This is a genomic window from Pseudactinotalea sp. Z1732, from assembly GCF_049724975.1.
Taxonomy (GTDB): domain Bacteria; phylum Actinomycetota; class Actinomycetes; order Actinomycetales; family Beutenbergiaceae; genus CALKWS01.
On the sequence record NZ_JBMPQC010000003.1, the window covers coordinates 401,192 to 421,602 of the forward strand.

Below are 20,411 nucleotides of genomic sequence, written 5' to 3' on the forward strand. Positions count from 1 at the left end.
TGCGTGACGGTTGGCGCCCCGTGCGTCGCTAGAGTCACCCGCATGGCCCAGCACGCCGATCCCTGCATAGATCGCTCGGCGCCCCACACCCGCGCCACGGTGCTGCTCGGCCTCGACCTGCTGCGCAACACCGGCGCCCTGCTGCGCCACCATTGGCTGCCGCTGACGCTGATCGCCCTGGCCGCGCACCTGGCCCAGCACTACCTGATGGAGCTGGTCATCCTGATCGCCCGGGCCGGAGCGGTGCCGGGGCTACTGGCGCTCTCACTGGTGCCATTCATGCCGATGCTGGCGGTGGTGGGCATGTTGCTCGTGCTGCGCCGCCGGTCCGGCCACGCCTCTCCGCTGGCGGACCTGATGGCAGCGGTGGCCGCTGTCCTGGTGCCGTTCCTGGTGGTCTACCAGAGCGGCGGCGGCCTGGAGGACGATATGCGCGCCTACGTCAGCAGGGGCTTCGACGACGATATGGGCCGCACCGAGGATCTCGCCGATCTGGACACCGTCAGCCGTCTCCCGGTGGCGGAGTCGGTGACGGTGCTGCTGGTGGTCTTCACCGCCGTGCTGGTGCGGGTGACGGGGATCCGCCTGGTGCGGAGCCGCACCCTGTGGCGCAGCAACAAGGACCGGCGCCGGATGGGCCTGCAGGTGGTGGTGGGCTACGCCGAGATCGTCTGGATCGTGCTGGGTGCCTACGTGGTGACCTACGTGGCCTCCGAGTTCCGGGCCTGGTGGAGCGGGCGCCAGGTAGCACAGTGGTTGCGCGATCTCGGGGGCTGGATCGAGGGCGTCTGGCCGGCATTCGGTCTGGTGGCTCCCGCGGCGCTGGAGTGGACCCAACTCGTCCTCGCCGGGGCGGTCACCGCCATCCTGGTGCCGGTGTCGTGGCTGGCGATCGGCGTGATCGTCTACGGGGTGCAGGCCACCGATGTGGTCGGGGTCCAGGACCTCATCCGGCTGCGCCGGACCAGCGCCGCCTTCGCGAGGGTGGCTGCCCGGGTGGGGATGGCGCCGATCGTGCGGGCCTGGAGACTTCTCGGGGCCGCGGATGGACGGTTCACCGCCCTGATCGGCGCCGCCGCAATGATCCTTAAGGCCGGATGGACGCCGGTGCTGACGTTCTGCCTGGCCTACGTGAGTATCTCTCAACTGCACTACCTGGTGTGGGGTGTGGCCGGACGAGTTGCTCCCACCCTCGACGGTGCCCAGTGGCGCTCGCTGTCCGCACCGATCGCCATGCTCAACGACACGCTGGTACTGATCCTGTCCACCGCGCTGCTGGCCGCGAGCGCCGATGTGTTGCTGACCAAATTCGGGGCGCCCTCCTGGCTGCGGTTGCCGCCGCGGTCCCCCGCAGGGGCCACCGACCTGGCTCGGCTTCCGCGGCCCGAACCGGCCGAACTCCTTTCCGGCGGTCCACCGCGGCCGGTGCCACCACCCCCACCGTCGGAGCCGGCGCGCCCGGAAATCCCACCACCGGACACATCGGCGCCGTCCCCGGGCTAGCCCGCTGGTAACTCCAAGTAGTCGGGGTTGAGGTGGAACTGGCTCTGCACCCGGATGTACCGGGGCTGGGCGTCATCGGGGATCAGGACCATGAACCGCTGCACGTCCCCGACTTCACTCGTGCCGTCCTCGTCCTGACAGGTCGGCACGGAGGTGTAGCCCTCCACCCCGGTCGGCACGTGCCGGCCGATCTCGTAGAGCCGGCCCCGCGTGTCCTCCACGTATACCCGGCAGTTGGCCACCTCGCTGTGCTCGATGTGCAGTCGCAGCGCGATGTGCCAGTAGTTGTGCCCGTCCATGGGGCTGACCTGCTCGGACCAGGTCTGCACCGACTCCAGCAGCGCCACCCCGTCCACGGAGGCCCCCAGCCCGTTGGCCTCGGCGACACCGTCCTCGCCAGGCACCACCGCCACGCGCGGCCGGGAGTCCCAGGCGGTCCGGAAGTGCGTACTGGTCTGCCATGCGGCAACCAGGGCGACGATCGCCAGCAGAGCGCTCATCACGCCCACCGCCCGGCGCGACCACACCCGGCCGGCCCTCACCGCCGGCCCCCCGGCAGCAGTTCACGGCGCGCCAGCTCCACCGGACCGGCCTCGACGTCACCGGGGTCAAGGTACACCTGAGCCCGGCCGAACCGGACCGGGGCGTACAGCCAGCGCGACTCGACGTAGATCTCCAGGGTCATCTCCCCCAGGGCGTCAGCAGGCACCTCGAAGGCGACCTCTCCGCGCTGCCATAGGTCCGGTTCGGCCGGCCACAACCCGGTGGCCCCTCGCCCGGACACCTCGAACTGGCGGCCCTGGTCATCCACCAGCACCATCGAACTGACGAAGGCCTCCCGATCGTCGGTGGCATAGGACAGGTCCAGCACCACCCACAGCCCCGAGGTAGCGAGCGTCTCGCCCCCGGAGCCGGCGAGGGTGGCCACCGGGCGCGCCCCGTGCAGGTGCACCGTGACCGGGTGCACCCGGGAGTCCTGGCCGAACTCCACCGTCGTCGGGATCTGGGCGGTGGCAACGCGGCCCTCCTGCCACTCGTTCACGACCATCCCGGCGGCCACCGCCGCGAGCGCCAGCAGAGCGGTGAGCAGCGCGCGTCTCACCGTTCATCCTCCACCAGCGCCGGGGGCACCGTGCCGGTGCGACTCAGGTGCACCTGACCGACGCGTTCGCGCTCGTACCAGGTCTCGGACTCCAGCAGGAAACTCCAGGCCGATTCCAGGTCGGTGATCTGCACCGTGATCTCATCCGGGATCGCCTCGGCATCGGAGACCGCGATCAGGCTCACCACCTGGACCTCCAGCCCGGGCGCGAATCTGGTGGCCAGGCGGCCGTCGTCGATGCGCAACACCTCACTGTGATCGGGGTTGGCCACATCCTCATCGAGGGTGATCGCGCCCAGGCCCTCGGGGACGGTGGTGACGCGGCGGTCCAACGAGACGGCCTGGGTGTGGGTGCCGCGCACGGTGAGCACCAGCCCCAACCACGCATCGGCGCCCTCCGGCAGGTACCGGGTGTGTACCTGGTCGGAGACGAAGTAGGTCTCCAGCGCCAGGTCATAGGGCCCCACCGCAATCGGCTCGCCGGGCGGGAGGGCAGGAAGGTCACGAACCGGGGCGGGGGCGAACCCGCCCACCAGGCCGACCACCAGCGGGACCACCACGACCATGCCGATCAGCACACGCCGGGGCCACGTGGCCACCAGCCACCCGATGAGTTGGCGCACCGAGATGTCCCCATCGATGGCGGCCAGATCCTGACCCGACACATAGTGCAGGGTAGAGGATCCCACGGTGCGCAGAGCCCTATGATGGGCGCACACACGACCATCTGGGACGAGGAACGTGAGCCGAAAAACCGTCGTTGAGTTCATCGACGACCTCGATGGCAGCCATGCCCACGCGACCGTGCGGTTCGGGCTCGAGGACCAGGTCTATGAGATCGACCTGTCCGAGAAGAACCTGGCTGCGCTGAGGTCCTTCCTGGACCCCTATATCGCCTCGGCCCGCAAGGTCCGCGACGGCGTCGCCGAGCCCGACCTGGTGCGCATCGAGACGAAGGTCGACCCGCAGGCGGTGCGCCAGTGGGCGCGCTCGCGCGGGATAGAGATCCCCTCCCGGGCCCGCATCCCGCAGGACATCATCGACCAGTTCCGGGCCGCCGGGTACTAACGCCCCCGCGGCCGGGCTCGCTCAGCCCCGGGGCACTTCGGCGGGACCGGTGTAGGGCTCACCGGCCCACTCGGCCGGGCCGCTGCGCACCGACAGCACGGTGGTTGTTCCGCTGCCGAACCGGTAGGTGTGCCCGTCCGGATGGCGTCCGGCGAAGGCGATCCCGTCGGGGGAGTCCTGCTGGATCACCAGTTCGGTGAAACCGAACCGCTTCCCGGTCCTGGCCACCGTGTCCGCGGCCGAGCGCCGTAGCGAGGCCGGATAGGCGCCGTCGAAGTAGATCGTGCCCAAGGAGACCGTCTCGGCGTCGGGACGGTCGCCGTCGTCGGCCGCTGCCCGGGTGAAGGCGGTTACGTTCGGTGCCACCTGCCAGTCCCTCGGGCCGAACCTGCGCGCCAACTCCTGCAGGATCGCGGCCCGGAACCGGCTCAGGTGAGTGATGACCTGCTCCATCGAATGCCCTTGCACCATCGGTCTCCTCTCCGCGTCCGGGTGCCCGCCATCCATCGACCTCACCACAACGGCCTACTGAACCAGTCACCGATGCCGCGGCCGTGATGCTGCACGGCGTGCTCGGGCTGCCCGGCCAGGATCTGGGCGAGGTTGTACTGGCTGGTGGAGCCCTCGGCGAGGTAGGCGTTATGACCCACCGACTCCGAATACGTGGTGCCGCCGATCTCCTCCTCCAGCGCCGACAGCCCGGTCACCCCGTCCATGTGGGAAGGGTCGCGACCGAACCAGCCGGTGTCGGCGACCACGTCGCGGCGGGCCTCGATCATGTAGGTGGAGCCCTCCGGCATCTCCAGGTCCCCCACATCGGAGGTGCCGACACCCGGGGAACCGAACATCACCGCCGCATCGGCGCCGGTAGCCTCCTGCAGCGCGTACCCGGTGACCACCGACCCGTAGGAGTGGGCCATCGGCACCAGGTGCGCCGGAGCCTCCCGCGAGGCCTGCACCCCTCGCATGAAGGACGCCAGGTCCTCCGCACCGGCCTGGGCCGGGCCGGCCGAGACCACGCTACGGGAGGGCAGCAGCAACCCCAGGTCCGCCTGGGGTGCTTCATAGCCCAGCCAGGTGACGGTGGCGACGGTGTTCACGTTGCCCTGGCGCAGTGACTCGGTGGCAGCGGTCTCTGCCAGGGAGGCCATCGAGGAGTCGTAGCCGGCCAGGGAGTCGCGCACGCTGGAGGTGAACCCGGGAGTGAAGACCCCCACGGAGTCGGCGGTGTCCACATCGCCCACGGCCACCGCCGCACGCAACTCATGATCACCGGTGATGTCGAGGGTGAGCAGTTGACGCCCGCCCCGGGCCAGCACGGAGTCGATCGAGTCCAGGCCGTCGAGCATCTTCTGCACCCGGGCCGCCTCGATGAAGAAGGCGGGGTTGGCGGGACTCGCCAGGGCCAGGTCCAGCAGCCGGTCATAGGAGGCGGCGAGTTCGCTCCGGTAGCGCGGCAGCAGGGTCCGGTTGGCCTCGTCGCGGGCCCAGCCCGGGATCCCGTCCAGGTTGCCGACCCACTCCGGGTGTTCGGCCAGGACGTGCTGCTGGGCAGCCGGGTCCATCTCCCTCCACCACCGGGCGACGTCCCGCTCATCGGCGCCTGCCGGTGGCGCTGCGACCTGCGGGTCGCCCGCGTCCGGTCCGGAGGTCCCGAGCGCGGCGGCCGCGGTGTGCAGCGCCCGGGCCAGGGCTGCATCGGCCTCGGCGGCGTTGCTGAGCACCTGGGTCAACCTGTCCGCGACCCGCTGCACAGGTGCCGCGTCGGTGTCGGGGTGCACCATCCCCGTGACCAGGTCCACCCGGCACCCACTCCCGGTGGCGTAGTCGAGGGTGTCGGACAACTCACCCAGCACCGCGGTGATGACATCGGCGGCAGCATCAAGCGCGGTGATGACACCGGAGAGTTCCTGCACCATCTGCTCCAGGGCGCTCTCCAGTTCCCGCTGGGCGGTAGTGGCCGCGGCGGCGGCCCGGCCGGTCCAGGACGACGGCGGCGACGCAGCGGCAAGGTCGTCCAGGCAGCCGAGCAGCATCCGACGCCGAGCGGTCACCCCGTCAGCAACGCCGGCGAGAGCATCAGCCTGCCAGGTGCGCACCTGGGCCAGAGTCAGACTCATTGCGGCATCGGGCCGCTGAGTCGGGCGCTCAGGTGGTTCTGGATTTGTGCGCTGGCCCGGTCCACGTCGTCGTAGTCGCCGGCGGCATCGGTCAGGTTCTGGCTGTGGGCGTTGGTGGCCTCGACCCACCGGGAGGCCGCATCCTCCCAGGTGGTGGCCAGATCCCCGGCGACGTCGGCGGAGCGGCTGCCGGGCAGGGCCGGAGCGATGGCGGACAGGTCGTCGTGCACGCGGGCTGCCCTCACCCTCTGGGCGACATCGTCCACCGCGCCAGCGGTGCTGCGGACCTCACCGGCATCCACCTGCACCTCGGTCACGACCAGCCTCCCTGGTAGCCGCCTGGGGAAAAAAGTGATCCTGGGCGGTCGGGGGGACGCCCAGGATCAACTTGCCCTGAGACTATGGAACACGTCCCGGAGCGGGAATGGGTAGAACTACCCATGGGTGATTTTTCGGTCCCGGACGGCCGCGGGCTCGGGCGCCGTGGCACCACGTCACTCGGCAGCAGTCCTGCGCGCGGCCGAGGGAGCCGATAACGTGTTGGTGTGAGTACCGCACCCCTGGTCATCGCCCACCGCGGCAATAGTTCGGTGGCGCCGGAGAACACACTGGCCGCTTTCGAGGCGGCCTGGCGTGCCGGTGCCGACATGGTCGAACTCGACATCCACCTGTCCTCGGACGGGCAGGCGGTGGTGATCCACAACGACACCCTCGATGAGACCACCGACACCACCGGTCCGGTCTCGGTCCGCACCGCCGACGAATTGGGCCGGATCGATGCCGGATCCTGGTTCTCCCCGGCCTTCGCGGGGCAGCGCCTGCCGCTGCTGGCCGATGTGCTGGCCTGGCTGGCCGAGCGTCCGCAGATCGGGCTGCTGCTGGAGTTCAAGGGTGAGTGGGATCCCGCGCCGGTCAGCACGGTTGTCGATCAGATCGAGCAGGAGCGGATCTCCGGACGCATCGTGGCGCAGAGTTTCGCGGTGGACACCGTGAGAGCTCTCGCGGATGTGGCACCGGACCTGCCGCGTGGACTGCTGATCGATGCGCTGCAGGACTCCACCTTCACCACCTGCGCACAGTTGAAGGTCGCCCAGTGCAACCCTTCGGGCCAGATCCTGTTCGAGACGCCACAGGCTCTCGCCCAGATCCGCGAACGCGGGATGCAGGCCATGGTCTGGACCGCGAACGAACCCCAGCACTGGGACGGGCTGGTGCAACTGGGTGCCGATGGCATCATCACCGACCGGCCGGATCGCTTGCGCGGGTTTCTCGCCGGACGCGGCTGAGAGTTCGGCGCACCTGCACCACACCAGGCGAGACCACGCACGCAGGTGGTCCGCTCCCCGCGTGGGCAGGCGGCTCAGACGACCGAGCGCACCGGGCTCGGGATTGCGTCCACCATCTGCTGCAGGAGCGAGCGCAGCGACTGGGTGCGGTCCGGGCCCAGCTTGCTCACCAGATGGTCGGCGATCCGGATCCGCATGGCATAGACCTGGTCGAGGATCACCAACCCGTGCTCGGTGACCACGAAGCCCTGCCCGTCGTCCCCGCGGGTCACCAGCCCGCGCTGCTGCAGATTCGCCGGCACCCCCTGTTCCAGGTCACCTGGCGTGCCCCTACCGGCATCTAGGTGGTCATTGTCGGCTGCAGCCTCGGCCGGGCAGGGCCCGTGATCGGCGGCAGGGGCCTCCGCGAGCCGGGCCAGCACATGCAGGTCACGGTGGCTGAGCCCGAGGTGGCGCTCCAGGTACTCCACGACGAGGTCACCAACCTTGCCGAGTTGGCTCAGGTCCTCGGCCAGACCGAGCACGTCGTCATCGGTGCAATGCGGTGGGACATGGGCGGTGCGCTGCTGCGCAGAGTTGCTCATGTCTTGGTCAACCACGCACACCTTCTTGATGTTCCCGTGAATCTGGACCGGGTGTGGGCAAGGACCGCCCAATACAGCCTGCCCTACCGCTGACCGGCAATGGTGCGGGTACCGAACACGGGGGCGCCATCATCGGTCGACCAGGCCGCCAGCACCGCGGCCCGCGCCTCGTCGTCCTCGGTGCGCAGGGCCACGGCCAGTCCGTCGGTGAGGACGTCGGCGATCTCGACCCGTTGCCGGGTCCTGGCCGAGCGCACGGCCGCTTCGACCATGGCCAGGGAGGCGATGTTCTCCCTGATCTCACCCAGCGGCGTCTGCCCGGACGCCAGCGCGCTGAGGAAGACTTCCAGGGCCCCCTCGATCCCCTCGGCGGCAGGGGGAACCGGGACGGCCTCGCCCTCGTCGGTGCCCTCCCCTGCCCCGGTGTGCACGGTGACCTGAGCCTCCCCGTCCCAGCGGATCGTGGAGCCTGCACCGACGGAGCGCCACCGGGCGTTCCAGGAGGTCTCGGCGCCCTCGGCGATCCAGCTCCCGGTGTACAGGTAGCGCGCTGAGCCGGTGAACTCGAAGATGGCGCTGGCACTGGCATCGTGGTCGAACCAGCTCCAGTCCTGGTTCGACTCATCGCAGTACACCGCCACCGGGTCCGCGCCGGTGAGCAGGCGCGCGGTGTCGAAGGCGTGGATGGCCATGTCCACCAGCAACACGTGCCGCATCCGCTCCCGGAACCCACCGAAGCGCGGCGCGCGGAAGAACTCACTCACCAACAACCCGGGGCTGCCGCCCTGGTGGGCGCGGATCGTCTCGGCGAAGGCTGCCACGCCCGGGCCGTAGCGCCGGGACTGGGAGACCATGAGCAGCCGGCCGTGGACCTGGGCGGCGGCCGCCATCCGGATCGCCTCGGCGATGGTCGGTGCCGCGGGCTTCTCGCAGAGCACCGCCATGCCGCGCTCCAGCGCGGCCACCGAGACCTCCAAGTGCGCCTGCGGAACGGTGGCATTGACGATCGCGTCCGCTCCGCCGTCGAGCTCCGGGATCGTCCGTGCCACGGGCGCGCCGGTGCCGGCCGAGCGCGCCAGGTCGCGTGCTCGATCCAGGTCCAGGTCCACCACGCCGACCACCTGCACCTGCGGGTGGGCGGACAGCACCCGCAGCCAGGCACCGCCCATACCACCGGCACCGACCAGCACGATCCGCGCCGGATCGGTAGCGCTCATCGCTGCATCGGTCCCCGGTAGCCGTGGCCGGTGTAGAAGTCCTCGGCGTCGTAACGCAGCAGCACGGGCAGTTCCCGCTGGGGTAGGTCGGCGGCGGCCCACTGCACACCGTTGGCGAGCACGCGCCGCACGTGCTCGTTGAAGTAGACCGGGTAGTCCTGGTCACCGGGGCTGAAGAAGAAGATCTTGCCGCGCCCGCGCCGGTAGGTCATCCCGCTGCGGAACACCTCCCCGCCGGTGAAGGTGGAGAGGAAGATCAGTTCGTCCGGGGTGGGGACGTCGAAGAACTCCCCGTACATCTCCTGCTCCGGAATGATGAACGGGTGCGGCACACCCTGGGCGATCGGGTGGTCCGGAGCGAGTGTCCACACGAGTTCACGGTCCGCGGCGCTGCGCCAGCGCAAGGTGCAGGTGGTGCCCATCAGCGTGGTGAAGATCTTCGACCAGTGGCCCGAGTGCAGCACGATCAGACCCATCCCGGCCAGCACGTGCTGGTGCACCCGTTGCACCACCTCATCGCTGACCTCGCCGTGGGCGGCGTGTCCCCACCAGAGCAGCACATCGGTGTCCTGCAGGCGCTCATCGGTGAGACCGTGCTCGGGTTCGTCCAGGGTGGCTGTCGAGACGCTCACCGCGTCGCCGAGCAGTTCGGTCAGGCCGTCCTTAATGGTGTTGTGCATGCCGTCGGGGTAGATCGCGCGGACCTTCTCCTCGACCTGCTCGTGCCTGTTCTCCCCCCACACGATCGCTCGGACCGGTTCGGTCTTCTCTGTCATGTCACACCCTTCATCACTCATAGGTACCTTCATCATTCAAACAGCCGTGGTGCGACTACCCGGTCGACCCGGCGGTCCACCCGCCGAGATGTACTTCGCGGTCCGCCCGTCGATGAACTGGCCGTTGGCGTCGCCCCGGCTCCAGTTCACCACGCTGGAGGAGTCCGTCGAGTCCCATCGCTGTACTGGCCCCGATGCCGCGTGTCTCGGCGAATGTCAGTCGAGGACGCGATCACCTACCTGACCCTCCCAGTACCCCTGCAGGGGATCGTGCTGTAGGGCAAGGGGTTCGTTGACAACCGGCTGGCTACTCTGCCTTTCCTCGCCGATGCCGAGGTTCGCTACTGGGGCGACCTGGACACCAGCGGGTTCGCGAGGGTCACGGGCGCCACATGCTGTGCTCTCGTTCGATGTCCGGGCAGGGTCACTGCCGGTCGGGGTTCACCCAATGGACGTCTTTGAACCGAGCGAAGTCGCTGTCGAACGAGCAGATGCCGGTTCCGTGCTCGATGGCGAGCGCTGCGAGATGGGCGTCTGGGACGAGGTTCCCATGAAGATTGCCCTCAATGAGAAGCCGACCGAGGACGTCTCGGTGGCGGGCACCGGGTGTCGGCACCCATGCCTGGTCGGCGTCGAGCCAGTCGGTGATGTGACTCCACGCATCCGCCGGGGCCAGGGGGTGCGCCGTGACGCGGGGGTGGGTGATGATGCGCTGGAACGCCATCAGCGACATCCACGGCAACCCAACGCGTTCGACGCCGTTCATGGCTGAGTCCAGCCAGGTCCGTGCCGTCGTGTGGAAGTGCGACCGGTCGTCGACGGCGTAGAGCAGGACGTTGGCGTCGACGATCACCGGGGGTCCGCGCCGTTTGCCTGATCGAGCAATTCGAGTGCGTCAGCGACGTCGGTGACGTCGATCTTCAGCCCGACACTCGCTGTTCGTTGCCGGAAGGGTGCGGTTCTCTGCTTGCGCGTGAGGCCCAGGCGGGCGAGTTCGTTGACGGCCTCACCGAGGCCGATGTGACGTTCCCTGCGTAGCCGTTCGGCGGCTGCCGCGACTTCCGGGTCAAGTCGTACTGTCGTCCTCATGCCACGATCCTAACACCACAGATGTGCAGCAACCGCATCAGTGATTCAGCGGTGTCTCTTCGAAGGAGCCGGAGCCAACGGCGGGAGTGCTGTCGTTGATAGGGAGTGTGTGCGGATCGGGGCCGGTAGTCAGGGCGCGTATCCTTCGGTCACGACGCAGGCACATTGACGACGCCACAGGATGCCACCGAGCCGCTGCTAGCGTCAGGATCTGAGGACGACGGGGCTGAGGTGGTACGTGGGCAGGCAGTGGGGCGCGGAGACGGCGGGCGACGCCGGCCGGTGGGCGCCATTGTTGGTGGCGTTGATCTTCCTGGTCGCGATGAACCTGCGGGCGCCGATCACCTCGGTGGGCCCCTTGCTCCCCCAGATCAGCGCCGACCACGGTCTGAGCGAGCCGATGGCCGGCCTCCTGGGCGCGATGCCCCTGGTGGCCTTCGCCCTGATCTCCCCGCTGGTGCACCACGCCTCCGGCCGACTCGGCGCGGACCGGCTGCTCGGGCTCGCGCTGGTACTGCTGGCCGCCGGGATCCTGGTGCGTTCCTACGGCGCCACCCCGGGGCTGTGGCTCGGCACGATCGCGCTGGGCTGCGCGATCGCGGTGGGCAACGTGCTCGTGCCGGTATTGATCAAGCGCGACTACCCGGGGCGGATCTCGGTGGCGACCGGGATCTTCTCGGCCTGCATGGGCACGGTCGCCGCCGTGGCTGCGGCAATGGCGGTTCCGGTGTCCAACGCCTCGGACTGGCCCACCTCCCTGGCGATCTGGGCGGTCCCGACAGCCCTGGTCGCACTGCTGTGGATACTCCGGCTACGACGTCCGGCCCACGCCGTCGACCCGGTTCCCACCCCGGCCACACCGCAGGTGAGCGTCTGGACGCAGCCGGGAGCGTGGTTGGTCACGGCCTTCATGGGCCTGCAGTCCACCTGCTTCTACATCCTGATCACCTGGCTACCGACGATCACCACCGCCGCCGGTTACACCCCCGAACGCAGCGGCTTGCACGTGTTCGGCCTGCAGATGACCGGGATCGTGGCCGGGGTCCTCATCCCGCGTCTGATGCACCGACCGGACAGCCAGGTCGTGGCCGCCGTCACCGCGAGCGCACCGGTGATCATCGGCACACTCGGGCTGCTGATCGCGCCGGGCCTGAGCGGGCTGTGGGCTCTGGTGGTGGGGGCGGGCACCGGCGCCTCACTGGTGGTGGCGCTGAGTCTGATCAGCCTGCGCGGGCGCACCCAGGCCGAGACCACGCAACTGTCCGGGATGGCGCAGTCGGTGGGTTACCTGGTGGCCTCGGTGGGCCCGGTGACGGCGGGTCTGCTGGCCGAGCGCACCGGCGGGTGGCAGGCCCCGCTGCTCCTCCTGGCGGCGTTGGCCACCGCCCAGACACTGGTCGCGATCGTGGCCGGCAAGGACCGGGGGATGCGCAGCGGGACGTGAGAGCGGCGCGGCTTCCCTTCGGTCCGCCCCGTGGGGGTCGATCTGCTTGTGCCCGCACCCGGGCGTTGGCGGCCGCGGGGCGCGAATCCGCGAGCCCGGGGGCCAGGGCGACCTCGCTGGGCCTAGGTTGGGAGCATCCGACCCCGACGCAGGGAGCCCAGATGAGGTTGACGCAGGCGGCCTACCAGTCCGATCCCGGAGGCCCGTTGGCTGTGGACCGGGACCTGTACCGGCGCATCGGCGAGGAGCGGGACGGGCGCGAACTCGTGGACTCCTTCGTCATCCCGATCCGCTCCGGCCGAGCCTGGCGGGTGCCCGCCGGTCACGTGTGCCGCATCGTGACCATCGAGGGCCCCCAGGTAGCGGACCTGAACCTGTGGAACGTCCACGACCCGAGGGAGCGGCTGTGGGCCTCGCGCACCCGCCAACTCCAGGCCGCGCACGTGTCCCTGTTCGACCGGTTGTGGTCCACCCTGCCGTTCCTTCGACCGATGGCGACCATCACCGGCGACTCCCTGGCCGGGTACAGCGTCGACGCCGAGGGCGGGCGGGTGCACGACCTGCTCGGCACCAGGTGCGACCCCTATGTGAACCAGATGCTGAACGACGTCGGGTTCGACTACCACTGCCACTCCAACCTCACCCGGGCGATCAGACCCTGGCACCTGACCGAGTTCGACGTGCACGACGTGCTCAACGTCTTCCAGTGCACCGGACTGAACGACGACGACGAGTACTTCATGAAGACATCCCCCGCCCGGAAGGGGGACTACTTCGAGTTCTTCGCCGAGATCGATCTGCTCGCGGCCGTGTCCACCTGCCCCGGTGGCGATCTGTCCGTCCCGATGTTCGGGCCAGGCGCCGGCGACGCCGAGTCGGTGTGCCGACCGTTGGGGATCGAGGTGCACAAGGTTCCCGACGGGGCCCTGCAGGGGTGGGAGCCGCCGCAGCGGGCCGGCTACGGGGGCGGTCACGGGCTGACCGCCCGGCCGTGGTCGTAACCTCCAACCCGGCAACCAGCCCGTGGCAGACTGTGCCGGTGCCACACGTTGCCGCGCTGTACCGCTACCCGGTCAAGGGATTCACTCCCGAGGCCCGGGAGCAACTCACGATCCAGCCGGACGGGCGGGTCACCGGAGACCGGGTGCTCGCCTTCCGGTTCGCCGATGCCGCCGAACCCGAGGACGCCGACGGGCTGGAGTACTGGCCCAAGCAGCAGGGTCTGGCTCTGGTCAACTTCCCGAGCCTGGCACGGCTGCGGCTGGCCTTCGACGGGCAGACGCTGCGCATCCACGACGGCGGCGAGTCACTCGTGAGCGCCGGCCTGGACCGGTCGGGCCGGGCCCTGATCAGCGAGCGGATCACCGATTGGCTGCAGCAGTCCCCGGACGCACGGCGGCTGCGCCGGCGGGGCGCGCTTCCGCTAGTCCTGGTCGGAGACGGCGGCACGTCACGGTTCCAGGACCGTCCACGCGGCTACGTCACCGCACACGGCGCCGCCAGCACCCGGGCCCTGGGGCAGGTGCTGCCCAGTGGCGGGGATGATCGCCGGTTCCGCTCCAACATCGTGATCTCCGGGACACGGGCCTGGGAGGAACTGCAGTGGACCGGCCGGGTCCGGATCGGCGCCGTGCGGTTCGAGGTGTCCGGGCCGATCGGGCGCTGTCTGGCTACCCACGCCAACCCCGACACCGGGCAGCGCGATGCCGAGGTCCTGACCACGCTGGTCACCGACGTCGGTCAGAGCGAACCGACGCTCGGGGTGCTCCTGCTTCCGGTGGCCGGCGGCGGCACGATCAATGTGGGCGATCCGGTGACGACCGGCTGATCACGCGCTCGCGCTGTCATACACGAGCGTGGCAAGGGCCAGATCCTCCCAGGACATACCCACACCGGTGTACAGGGCCGGGCGGCCGAGTTCGCGCGTGAACTCCCCTGTCACCAGTTCGCGGATGTTGGCCGGAGCGATCTCGCGCCATTCGCTCTCACTGCGCACCTGGGCCAGGTTGCCCGATTCGCGCCAGGAGGACTCCCGGCCCTCCACGAACACGTCGGCACGCAGCACCAGCGTGGCATCGACCTCGCGGGCCTCGAGGCCGTGCTGGCCCACCGAGGCGATCACGGCGTGGTCGGGAGGCAGGGAACCGTCGAAGACCGGCGTGGGCGAGGACGTGACGCACAGGATGATGTCGTGCCGGTCCGCATCTTCGGCCCTCGCGCGGGACACCTCGACGTCCTGCACGGCGAGTGCCTCGATCAGGTCATCCACGCGTGCGGGGGTGCGGCCCACCACCGAGAAGGTGGCGTCGGGATAGACGCTGCGGGCCGCCAGGATGTGGTTGATCGCCTGGATACCGGCCCCGAAGACCAGCACCTTCGGCGCCGCCGGGAAGTCCGGGTCGGCTGCGGTCAGGTGCTTCACGGCGGTGAGGGTGGCCGCCGGGGTGCGCACGGCCGTGAGTTCGGTGCCATCCATCAGCGCGATCGGGGAGAGGGAGTCGGAGTCGAAGAGCATGTACAGGCCCTGGATCTTCTCCAGCCCCTTGGCCGGGTTGTCCGGGGCGATCGTGACCACCTTCAGGCCCGAGCGCGGGGTGGCGCTGGTGGGCATCAGCAGGAACTCACCACCGGGTGCCGGGCTGAACAGCCGCGGGCTGTCGCTCTCGGGATCCACGCCGCTGCGCAGGGCACGCTCCATGCCGGCGATCGCGGCGTCGAAGGGCAGTGCCGCCCGGACCTGCGCCTTGTCGAAGTAAGGAAGAGACACAGTAGGTGAGCCTTTCGTCACGAGGACTCTGTACCATATCACCGCGCATAGATCGCGCACCTGCCTGCTCGCGGCGCCACCACTCGGCCCGGTCGGCCTGGAGGCAGCCGGATTGCCCCCCGTCCGACGCCCGGAACGCCCTCCGGCGCCAGCCCTGCGCTGATAATCTCAAGAGTCCCAGAGGCGGGGACAACCGCGGCAATTCATGGAGGAATCGGATGGGCTTCATCAAGGCTTTCACTGGTGCGCTCGGTGGCACCATGGCTGACCAGTGGAAGGACTTCCTCGTTCCGCCGCGCAGCCTGGCCCCCACGGCCGCAATCTTCCCCGCGGTCGCCCAAGGGCAGAACGCCGGGCGCGGATCGAACACCAAGGCGTCCGAACACATCATCACCAACGGCAGCAAGATCGTGGTGCCGGAGGGTTTCGGGCTGGTCACGCTCCAGGACGGTCAGATCACCGGTTTCGTGGCCGAGCCCGGTGGGTTCATCTACTCCTCCGATGATCAGAACTCGAAGTCGGTCTTCGCCGGGGATGGGATCGTCAGCCCCACCGTGACCACCTCCTGGGAGCGGTTCAAGTTCGGCGGTCAGCCCGGCGCACAGCAACTCGCGTTCTACGTCAACCTCAAGGAGATTCCGAACAACAGGTTCGGCACCCAGTCGGAGATCTACTGGGATGATGCCTATCTGGGCGCGCAGGTGGGGGCGATCACTCGCGGCTCCTACACGATGCGGATCGTTGACCCGATCCTGCTGATCAAGCAGTTCGTGCCGCAGACCTACCTGGGCGCCTCCCCACGCGTGTTCGACTTCTCCGACCTCGACAACGACGCAGCCAGCCAGCTCTTCAATGAGGTGGTCGGCTCGCTCGCGCAAGCCTTCTCCATCTACACCAACGATCCCAGTCAGGGAAACCGGATCAGCCGGATCCAGTCGGACTCGGTGGGCTTCGCCCAGTCGCTGAGCGTGGCGGTCGAGCAGGGTTACCAGTGGACCTCGGACCGCGGTCTGGCGATCGTCAAGGTCGCGATCCAGTCGATCGAGTACGACGAGGACACCCGCAAACTGCTCAGCGACGTCAAGAAGGCGGACGCCCTCGGCGGCGCCCGCGGCAACGCCTTCATGCAGCAGGCCGCTGCCCGCGGGTTCCAGGCCGCCGGTGAGAGCGGCGGCGGTGGCGGCGCCGGCATGGCCTTCCTCGGGATGGGCATGAACGCGGCCGGCGGCGCTGCCGCCGGCTTGCAGCAGCCGGTCGCCCCGGGCCATCAGCAGGGCTACCAGCAAGTGCCACCCCAACAGGGGTACGGGCAGCCGCCCCAGGCTCCGTCCGCACCCGAGCCGCCCGCCCCTGCCCAAGAGGACCCGGTGGCCAAGCTCGGCCAACTCAAGGCGATGCTGGACCAGGACCTGATCACCCAGGCCGACTACGACGCCGCCAAGGCGAAAGTGCTCGGGCTCTAAATGACTGTGCCGCAGAACCCGAACCCCGGGCCGGGCGGCCCGGGGCCGGGTGTGCCACCGCCGTCCGCCCCGGGGGGATACGGCGTCATCGGCGAACAAGCCGGGGCCGCCCCGGCCGCACCACCGCCGCCTGCACCCGGCCCTGCGCAGGGGGCACCCCCGGCAGCGGTCCCGCCACCGGTGGCGCCTCCCGATGGCCCTCAGATCATCGCCACGGACTCCTCCGCGAAGGATGGCCTGGTCAAGTGCCCCCGTTGCGGCGCCACCGAGATCGCTCTCAACACCGCTAGCGGCTTGCTCCGGTGCGGATTCTGCCGGCATGAGTGGACCGGCCAGGGCGGCGAGGAGGAGCTGTTCATCAATCAGGACATCCGGTCCCTGAGCGGCATGGTCCTGGGCTCCGGATCGCAGGACATCGTCGCCTCCACCGAGGATGTGCTGACCTTCAAGTGCAGCGCGTGCGGAGCCGAGGTGGTCATCAACACCGCCGAGACCACCCAGGCGCGCTGCCACTGGTGCCGGAACAAGTTGTCGATGAACCAGCAGATTCCCAACGGCGCCGTTCCGGACATCGTCCTCCCGTTCACCATGAAGAAGGAGGAGGCGGTCGAGAAGATCCGTGCGTTCGTGAAGAAGCGGCGGGGTTTCGCACATCCCCGCTTCCTCAAGGAGTTCGCCCCGGAGAACGTGATGGGGGTCTACCTGCCCTACATGGTGGTCGACATCAATGCTCACGCCCGGTTCGCCGGTGAAGGTGAGCACCGCACCCGGACCTACACGATCGGCAGCGGTGACAACAAACGTCAGGTCCATGACGCCGATGTCTACTCGGTGCGACGCGAACTCGATGTCTACATCAACGACCTCACGGTCGAGTCCTCGTCCGAACGCCGGGATCAGGACGCGAGTCGCAACACCAACAACATCATCAACGCGGTCATGCCGTTCGACGTCGAGAACTCGGTCGGGTACGACTCCAACTACATCGCCGGTTTCACCTCCGAGCGGCGCGACACCAACATCGATCAGGTCGCCCCGCTCGTGCAGCGTCAGGCTGGGGACATCGCCCGCCACAAAGTGGCGGAGGAGACCTTGGGCTTCTACGACCGTGGCGTGCGCTGGGAGGACCAGCAGGTCGACATCCGTGGGCAGCGCTGGGCGGCGGCGTACCTACCCGTCTGGCTCTACAGCTACCACCAGCAGCGCTCGAACGGGAGGTCGTTCCTGCACTACGTCGCGGTCAACGCCCGGACCGGCAAGACGATGGGCAGTGTCCCGGTCAACCAGCCGAAACTCCTTGCGGTGGCGGCGGCCGTGCAGGTGGTCGGGATGATCATCGGCACCATCCTCATGGTGGTGCTCTGATGTCCACCTCCATGATGGCCGCTGCGAGCGGCGGGCCCTTCCTGGCGATTGGGTCCAACGGAGACGGCAGCTCGATCGGGCTGCTGTTCTTCCTCTCCGGGTTCCTCTTCTACGGGTTGATGTACCTGCGGTATCGCAACGTCGACAAGCGTCACATGCACGCCCGCGAGACCGAGGCCGAGATCGACAACGTCCGCGCCGCCGACGACTTCGTCGGCCGGCGCACCCGGCAGCGCAACCGGCGCATCGCCGGTGCGAACGAACGACACGTCGAGGGCGCCCAGAACGGCGGTTTGGGGGCCGCCGGGCTCCTCAACAGTACCTCCGGCCACTCAGTGCGTAACATCCTGAACGCCTTCGACAAACGCTGACCCCTGCGCTCCACTGACAACTGAGCCCCGACCGGACCAGGCATCGCATCGACGACGCACGCTGGTTGGTCGCGAGGTCCGGGGGACGCCGGGTCAGGCCATCGGCAGGAACACCGAGGTCTCCTCTCCGTCGTCACGGATGAGCGCCGCGGGCGGGAGTTTAACGAAGGCATGAGCCTGCAGCACGTCCCCGACGGAACCGGCGACATTGAGCACCAGGACAACGTAGACCGTGAGGAAGAAACTGGTCGGCAGGGTCCTGAGTAGGTCAAGCAGGACCAGGGTGTAGAGCACAAGGGGCGTCAGGGCGACGACGACGGCCGTGCTCCGGGTGAGGACCGCCTGGCTCCCGGTGACGAGGTAGGGAAAGCGGACGGCGACGGTCGGGGGTTCCCGCGTCAGCCACCAGAGCAGGACGGCGTGGGTCAGTTCGTGCGCGACCATGTAGGCCAGGCACGCGGCCACGGTGATCGCTGTGAGCACGCCGGCGTTGAAGGCACTCTCGAACGGCAGGTCCAGGACGAGGGCCAGAACGATCATGGCGGCGACAATCAGGGCGAACGAGACCTTGATGGTGGTGGCGGCCCGTGCATCCTTCTTGAGGTCGAGGGTCGAGTGCAGACGATAGTTGTCGGGAAGGTCGGTCCCTCGCGGCCTTACGCTGCGGTACGCCATGGTGTCCACCTCGTTTGATCACTTCCACTCTCCCACTTCGGGGATACTCCAGGAAGTGACGAAGGTCCCCCGGGTGCGGGCCCTATGCCCACCGCCGTCACCCCATTGACGTTCTGCTTGACGACGGCGGCGAGCAGCATCGGCAGGAACGGCCCCCAGGGCCTGCGTAGGTGGCACGCGTGGTCCCGGGGCCACGCCGCGCCTCACGGGTCAGGTTGCTTCCGGGAGAGCGTCCCGATGGTCAGTTCCCGACCTGTGCGCTTCAGGGCACGGATGGTGTCCGGTGGCCAGATGTGGGACGGCGATCCCCACAACGGTTGGTCCGCATAGTCGAGCAATGCCACGTAACCGGTGCGCCGCAGCCCACTGATGCGTTTGCGTGCGTGCAGCACCGTGGCGATCCCAGCGCGGGGGATGACGCGGGTGCCCCTCGATCGCCGGATGTGCACCTCATCGTTGGTGATCCGGATCCTGTCCCGGCCGGCGCGGAGCAACATGGCCACCACCACTACCCACGACCCCACCAGCACAGAAAGCACGAGAGGAAGCGTCTCCGGGCCGATGAACAGGAGCGGCACAACTGGAGCGCCAAAGCCGACGGTGACGATCGCGATCGTCACCCACATACTCCGGCCGCCGGCAAAGACCCTGCGCCCTTCATGCAGTATTGCGTCGTCCCCGCCCTGCAGGCCCGGGCTCGCCACGGCCCACCGTCCTGTTCCACCAAGACCGCGGACTCAACGAATTCGTCCGCGGTGTCATATCGTCGTCGGCTCGCGGGGTTGCATCCTCGCGCACCTTGCGCGCCAACCTAGCCGGTGTAACCGGGGTCTCGCTGAGTTATGCGTCGTGGAAGTCCTCCGGCTCGGGAGCAATGCGTTTGGCCATGAGACAGAACCTGTTGCCCTCCGGGTCCGCGAGGACGTGCCAACTTCCCGACGGGACCACGTCAGTCGGCGTCGCCCCCAACGCCAGGAGACGTTCCATCTCTTCCCTCTGGCCGCTGTCTGTCGGACATAGGTCGAAGTGCAGCGTTCCCGCTCCGGGCACGTCGTCGCCGGTACGCACAAACAGAATCGTCGGGGCGTTCGGAGCCCCGGAGATTGCCACCCCTGTCTCGTCCCTCCCCGTGATCCTGTAACCGAGTACCGCGCACCAGAATCGGCCCAGACTCTCCGGATTCCGGGCCTTGATCACCATCTCCCCGATCCGACTAGTCACGAATCCACCCTCCTCCTCATCGACCCGCGGCATACGGCCCCACAGAAGCCCAAAGGGCCAGGATCTCGCATGGACGGAACTCGTCGCCGATCATTCACTCCTGCAGCTCCCTCGGGGAGAGGCATGCCTCAGCCACCTCTCTAGTCTGGATTGTCTTCACGAATCGCGGAGAGCCGTCAATGATCGTGTTCCCCGTGTCCGTGGTCTGGTTGGAGGTGGTAGTCGTTGGGCTGGGTGCTTTGTCCGGGTTCGACGACGAGGAATTGGCCCATCATTCCCTGGTCCTCGTGTCTGAGGGTGTGGCAGTGGTACATGTGGGGCCACTGGGTGCTGGGGTAGTCGGTGAAGGTCATGATGAGC

25 protein-coding genes and 1 pseudogene are annotated in these 20,411 nt (G+C 68.6%); 10 read left to right on the forward strand and 16 right to left on the reverse strand.

All coding sequences use genetic code 11. The features are described from left to right. The first annotated feature begins 42 nt into the window (after nt 1-42). Complete coding sequence (locus ACPL7H_RS09110) at nt 43-1,503, forward strand: hypothetical protein (protein WP_424796629.1); 1,461 nt, start codon at nt 43-45, stop codon at nt 1,501-1,503. Here ACPL7H_RS09110 and ACPL7H_RS09115 read toward each other — a convergent pair. From ACPL7H_RS09115 to ACPL7H_RS09125, 3 genes are read right to left on the reverse strand one after another with little or no spacing between them, the layout of a single operon-like run. Continuing rightward, nucleotides 1,500-2,003, reverse strand: coding sequence for a hypothetical protein (locus ACPL7H_RS09115; RefSeq protein ID WP_424796630.1), 504 nt, complete (start codon nt 2,001-2,003; stop codon nt 1,500-1,502). The genes ACPL7H_RS09110 and ACPL7H_RS09115 overlap by 4 nt on opposite strands. Before the next feature lie 38 nt (nt 2,004-2,041). Continuing rightward, nucleotides 2,042-2,605: a hypothetical protein gene (locus tag ACPL7H_RS09120; RefSeq protein WP_424796631.1), complete on the reverse strand. Its 564-nt coding sequence runs from the start codon at nt 2,603-2,605 to the stop codon at nt 2,042-2,044. After that, on the reverse strand, nt 2,602-3,270 hold the full coding sequence (locus tag ACPL7H_RS09125) for a hypothetical protein (protein WP_424796632.1): 669 nt from the start codon (nt 3,268-3,270) through the stop codon (nt 2,602-2,604). Before ACPL7H_RS09125 ends, ACPL7H_RS09120 begins: the two co-directional genes overlap by 4 nt. Before the next feature lie 76 nt (nt 3,271-3,346). Here ACPL7H_RS09125 and ACPL7H_RS09130 point away from each other — a divergent pair, with 76 nt between their 5' ends. Then, nucleotides 3,347-3,673 carry a histone-like nucleoid-structuring protein Lsr2 gene (locus ACPL7H_RS09130; protein ID WP_424796633.1) on the forward strand — a complete coding sequence of 109 codons (327 nt, stop codon included), beginning with the start codon at nt 3,347-3,349 and terminating at the stop codon, nt 3,671-3,673. A 21-nt stretch (nt 3,674-3,694) separates the two neighbouring features. Here ACPL7H_RS09130 and ACPL7H_RS09135 read toward each other — a convergent pair whose 3' ends face one another. Genes ACPL7H_RS09135 through ACPL7H_RS09145 form a run of 3 tightly spaced genes read right to left on the reverse strand, consistent with a single transcriptional unit; the run spans nt 3,695 to nt 6,110 of the window. Further along, nucleotides 3,695-4,180, reverse strand: coding sequence for an LppA family lipoprotein (locus tag ACPL7H_RS09135; protein WP_424796659.1), 486 nt, complete (start codon nt 4,178-4,180; stop codon nt 3,695-3,697). A gap of 5 nt (nt 4,181-4,185) precedes the next feature. Continuing rightward, the gene (locus ACPL7H_RS09140) at nt 4,186-5,793 is read right to left on the reverse strand and encodes an alpha/beta hydrolase (protein ID WP_424796634.1); all 1,608 of its coding nucleotides are present in this window, start codon (nt 5,791-5,793) and stop codon (nt 4,186-4,188) included. Further along, nucleotides 5,790-6,110, reverse strand: coding sequence for a hypothetical protein (locus ACPL7H_RS09145; protein WP_424796635.1), 321 nt, complete (start codon nt 6,108-6,110; stop codon nt 5,790-5,792). Before ACPL7H_RS09145 ends, ACPL7H_RS09140 begins: the two co-directional genes overlap by 4 nt. A gap of 228 nt (nt 6,111-6,338) precedes the next feature. On the opposite strand from ACPL7H_RS09145, the gene ACPL7H_RS09150 reads away from it, so the two are divergent. Continuing rightward, complete coding sequence (locus ACPL7H_RS09150) at nt 6,339-7,079, forward strand: glycerophosphodiester phosphodiesterase (RefSeq protein WP_424796636.1); 741 nt, start codon at nt 6,339-6,341, stop codon at nt 7,077-7,079. Nucleotides 7,080-7,153: 74 nt separating this feature from the next. Here the strand turns inward: ACPL7H_RS09150 and ACPL7H_RS09155 are convergent, their stop codons facing one another. The 3 genes from ACPL7H_RS09155 to ACPL7H_RS09165 form a co-directional block, all read right to left on the reverse strand. Then, a complete protein-coding gene (locus ACPL7H_RS09155; RefSeq protein WP_424796637.1) occupies nt 7,154-7,663 on the reverse strand; it encodes a hypothetical protein in 510 nt (169 codons plus the stop codon). Nucleotides 7,664-7,746: 83 nt separating this feature from the next. Next, entirely contained in the window at nt 7,747-8,880 is a 1,134-nt protein-coding gene (locus ACPL7H_RS09160) for a Gfo/Idh/MocA family protein (protein ID WP_424796638.1), read from the reverse strand. Continuing rightward, nucleotides 8,877-9,656 carry a ThuA domain-containing protein gene (locus tag ACPL7H_RS09165; protein ID WP_424796639.1) on the reverse strand — a complete coding sequence of 260 codons (780 nt, stop codon included), beginning with the start codon at nt 9,654-9,656 and terminating at the stop codon, nt 8,877-8,879. Before ACPL7H_RS09165 ends, ACPL7H_RS09160 begins: the two co-directional genes overlap by 4 nt. 291 nt (nt 9,657-9,947) lie before the next feature. Here ACPL7H_RS09165 and ACPL7H_RS09170 point away from each other — a divergent pair. Continuing rightward, nucleotides 9,948-10,118, forward strand: a pseudogene (locus tag ACPL7H_RS09170) (Wadjet anti-phage system protein JetD domain-containing protein); the annotation flags it as partial. On the opposite strand, the gene ACPL7H_RS09175 reads toward ACPL7H_RS09170, so the two are convergent. Both ACPL7H_RS09175 and ACPL7H_RS09180 read right to left on the reverse strand, forming a co-directional pair. Continuing rightward, the gene (locus ACPL7H_RS09175) at nt 10,081-10,509 is read right to left on the reverse strand and encodes a TA system VapC family ribonuclease toxin (protein WP_424796640.1); all 429 of its coding nucleotides are present in this window, start codon (nt 10,507-10,509) and stop codon (nt 10,081-10,083) included. The pseudogene ACPL7H_RS09170 and the gene ACPL7H_RS09175 sit on opposite strands and share 38 nt — an antisense overlap. Beyond that, nucleotides 10,506-10,745, reverse strand: a complete 240-nt coding sequence (locus ACPL7H_RS09180; RefSeq protein WP_424796641.1) for a CopG family transcriptional regulator — start codon at nt 10,743-10,745, stop codon at nt 10,506-10,508. Before ACPL7H_RS09180 ends, ACPL7H_RS09175 begins: the two co-directional genes overlap by 4 nt. A gap of 238 nt (nt 10,746-10,983) precedes the next feature. Between ACPL7H_RS09180 and ACPL7H_RS09185 the strand changes: the two genes are divergently transcribed. The 3 genes from ACPL7H_RS09185 (at nt 10,984) to ACPL7H_RS09195 (ending at nt 14,017) form a co-directional block, all read left to right on the forward strand. Beyond that, nucleotides 10,984-12,189: an MFS transporter gene (locus ACPL7H_RS09185; protein ID WP_424796642.1), complete on the forward strand. Its 1,206-nt coding sequence runs from the start codon at nt 10,984-10,986 to the stop codon at nt 12,187-12,189. A gap of 161 nt (nt 12,190-12,350) precedes the next feature. Beyond that, the gene (locus ACPL7H_RS09190; protein WP_424796643.1) at nt 12,351-13,190 is read left to right on the forward strand and encodes an urea carboxylase-associated family protein; all 840 of its coding nucleotides are present in this window, start codon (nt 12,351-12,353) and stop codon (nt 13,188-13,190) included. 38 nt (nt 13,191-13,228) lie between these two features. Further along, nucleotides 13,229-14,017 (forward strand): MOSC domain-containing protein, encoded by a 789-nt coding sequence (locus tag ACPL7H_RS09195; protein WP_424796644.1) that lies wholly within the window; start codon nt 13,229-13,231, stop codon nt 14,015-14,017. On the opposite strand, the gene ACPL7H_RS09200 is transcribed toward ACPL7H_RS09195, so the two are convergent. Further along, nucleotides 14,018-14,956, reverse strand: a complete 939-nt coding sequence (locus ACPL7H_RS09200) for an ornithine cyclodeaminase family protein (RefSeq protein ID WP_424796645.1) — start codon at nt 14,954-14,956, stop codon at nt 14,018-14,020. A 218-nt stretch (nt 14,957-15,174) separates the two neighbouring features. On the opposite strand from ACPL7H_RS09200, the gene ACPL7H_RS09205 reads away from it, so the two are divergent. Genes ACPL7H_RS09205 through ACPL7H_RS09215 form a run of 3 tightly spaced genes read left to right on the forward strand, consistent with a single transcriptional unit; the run spans nt 15,175 to nt 18,155 of the window. Next, the gene (locus ACPL7H_RS09205) at nt 15,175-16,419 is read left to right on the forward strand and encodes an SPFH domain-containing protein (RefSeq protein WP_424796646.1); all 1,245 of its coding nucleotides are present in this window, start codon (nt 15,175-15,177) and stop codon (nt 16,417-16,419) included. After that, a complete protein-coding gene (locus ACPL7H_RS09210) occupies nt 16,420-17,784 on the forward strand; it encodes a TFIIB-type zinc ribbon-containing protein (RefSeq protein ID WP_424796647.1) in 1,365 nt (454 codons plus the stop codon). It abuts the gene before it with no gap. After that, nucleotides 17,784-18,155 (forward strand): hypothetical protein, encoded by a 372-nt coding sequence (locus ACPL7H_RS09215; protein ID WP_424796648.1) that lies wholly within the window; start codon nt 17,784-17,786, stop codon nt 18,153-18,155. The genes ACPL7H_RS09210 and ACPL7H_RS09215 overlap by 1 nt, the downstream gene beginning before the upstream one ends. Before the next feature lie 93 nt (nt 18,156-18,248). Here ACPL7H_RS09215 and ACPL7H_RS09220 read toward each other — a convergent pair whose 3' ends face one another. The 4 genes from ACPL7H_RS09220 to ACPL7H_RS09235 form a co-directional block, all read right to left on the reverse strand. Then, nucleotides 18,249-18,830: a DUF3267 domain-containing protein gene (locus ACPL7H_RS09220; protein WP_424796649.1), complete on the reverse strand. Its 582-nt coding sequence runs from the start codon at nt 18,828-18,830 to the stop codon at nt 18,249-18,251. A gap of 203 nt (nt 18,831-19,033) precedes the next feature. Then, a complete protein-coding gene (locus tag ACPL7H_RS09225; protein ID WP_424796650.1) occupies nt 19,034-19,450 on the reverse strand; it encodes a hypothetical protein in 417 nt (138 codons plus the stop codon). A 220-nt stretch (nt 19,451-19,670) separates the two neighbouring features. Further along, entirely contained in the window at nt 19,671-20,030 is a 360-nt protein-coding gene (locus ACPL7H_RS09230; protein ID WP_424796651.1) for a VOC family protein, read from the reverse strand. A 197-nt stretch (nt 20,031-20,227) separates the two neighbouring features. Next, a partial coding sequence (locus tag ACPL7H_RS09235; protein WP_424796652.1) for a multicopper oxidase domain-containing protein occupies nt 20,228-20,411 on the reverse strand: 184 nt, incomplete at its 5' end.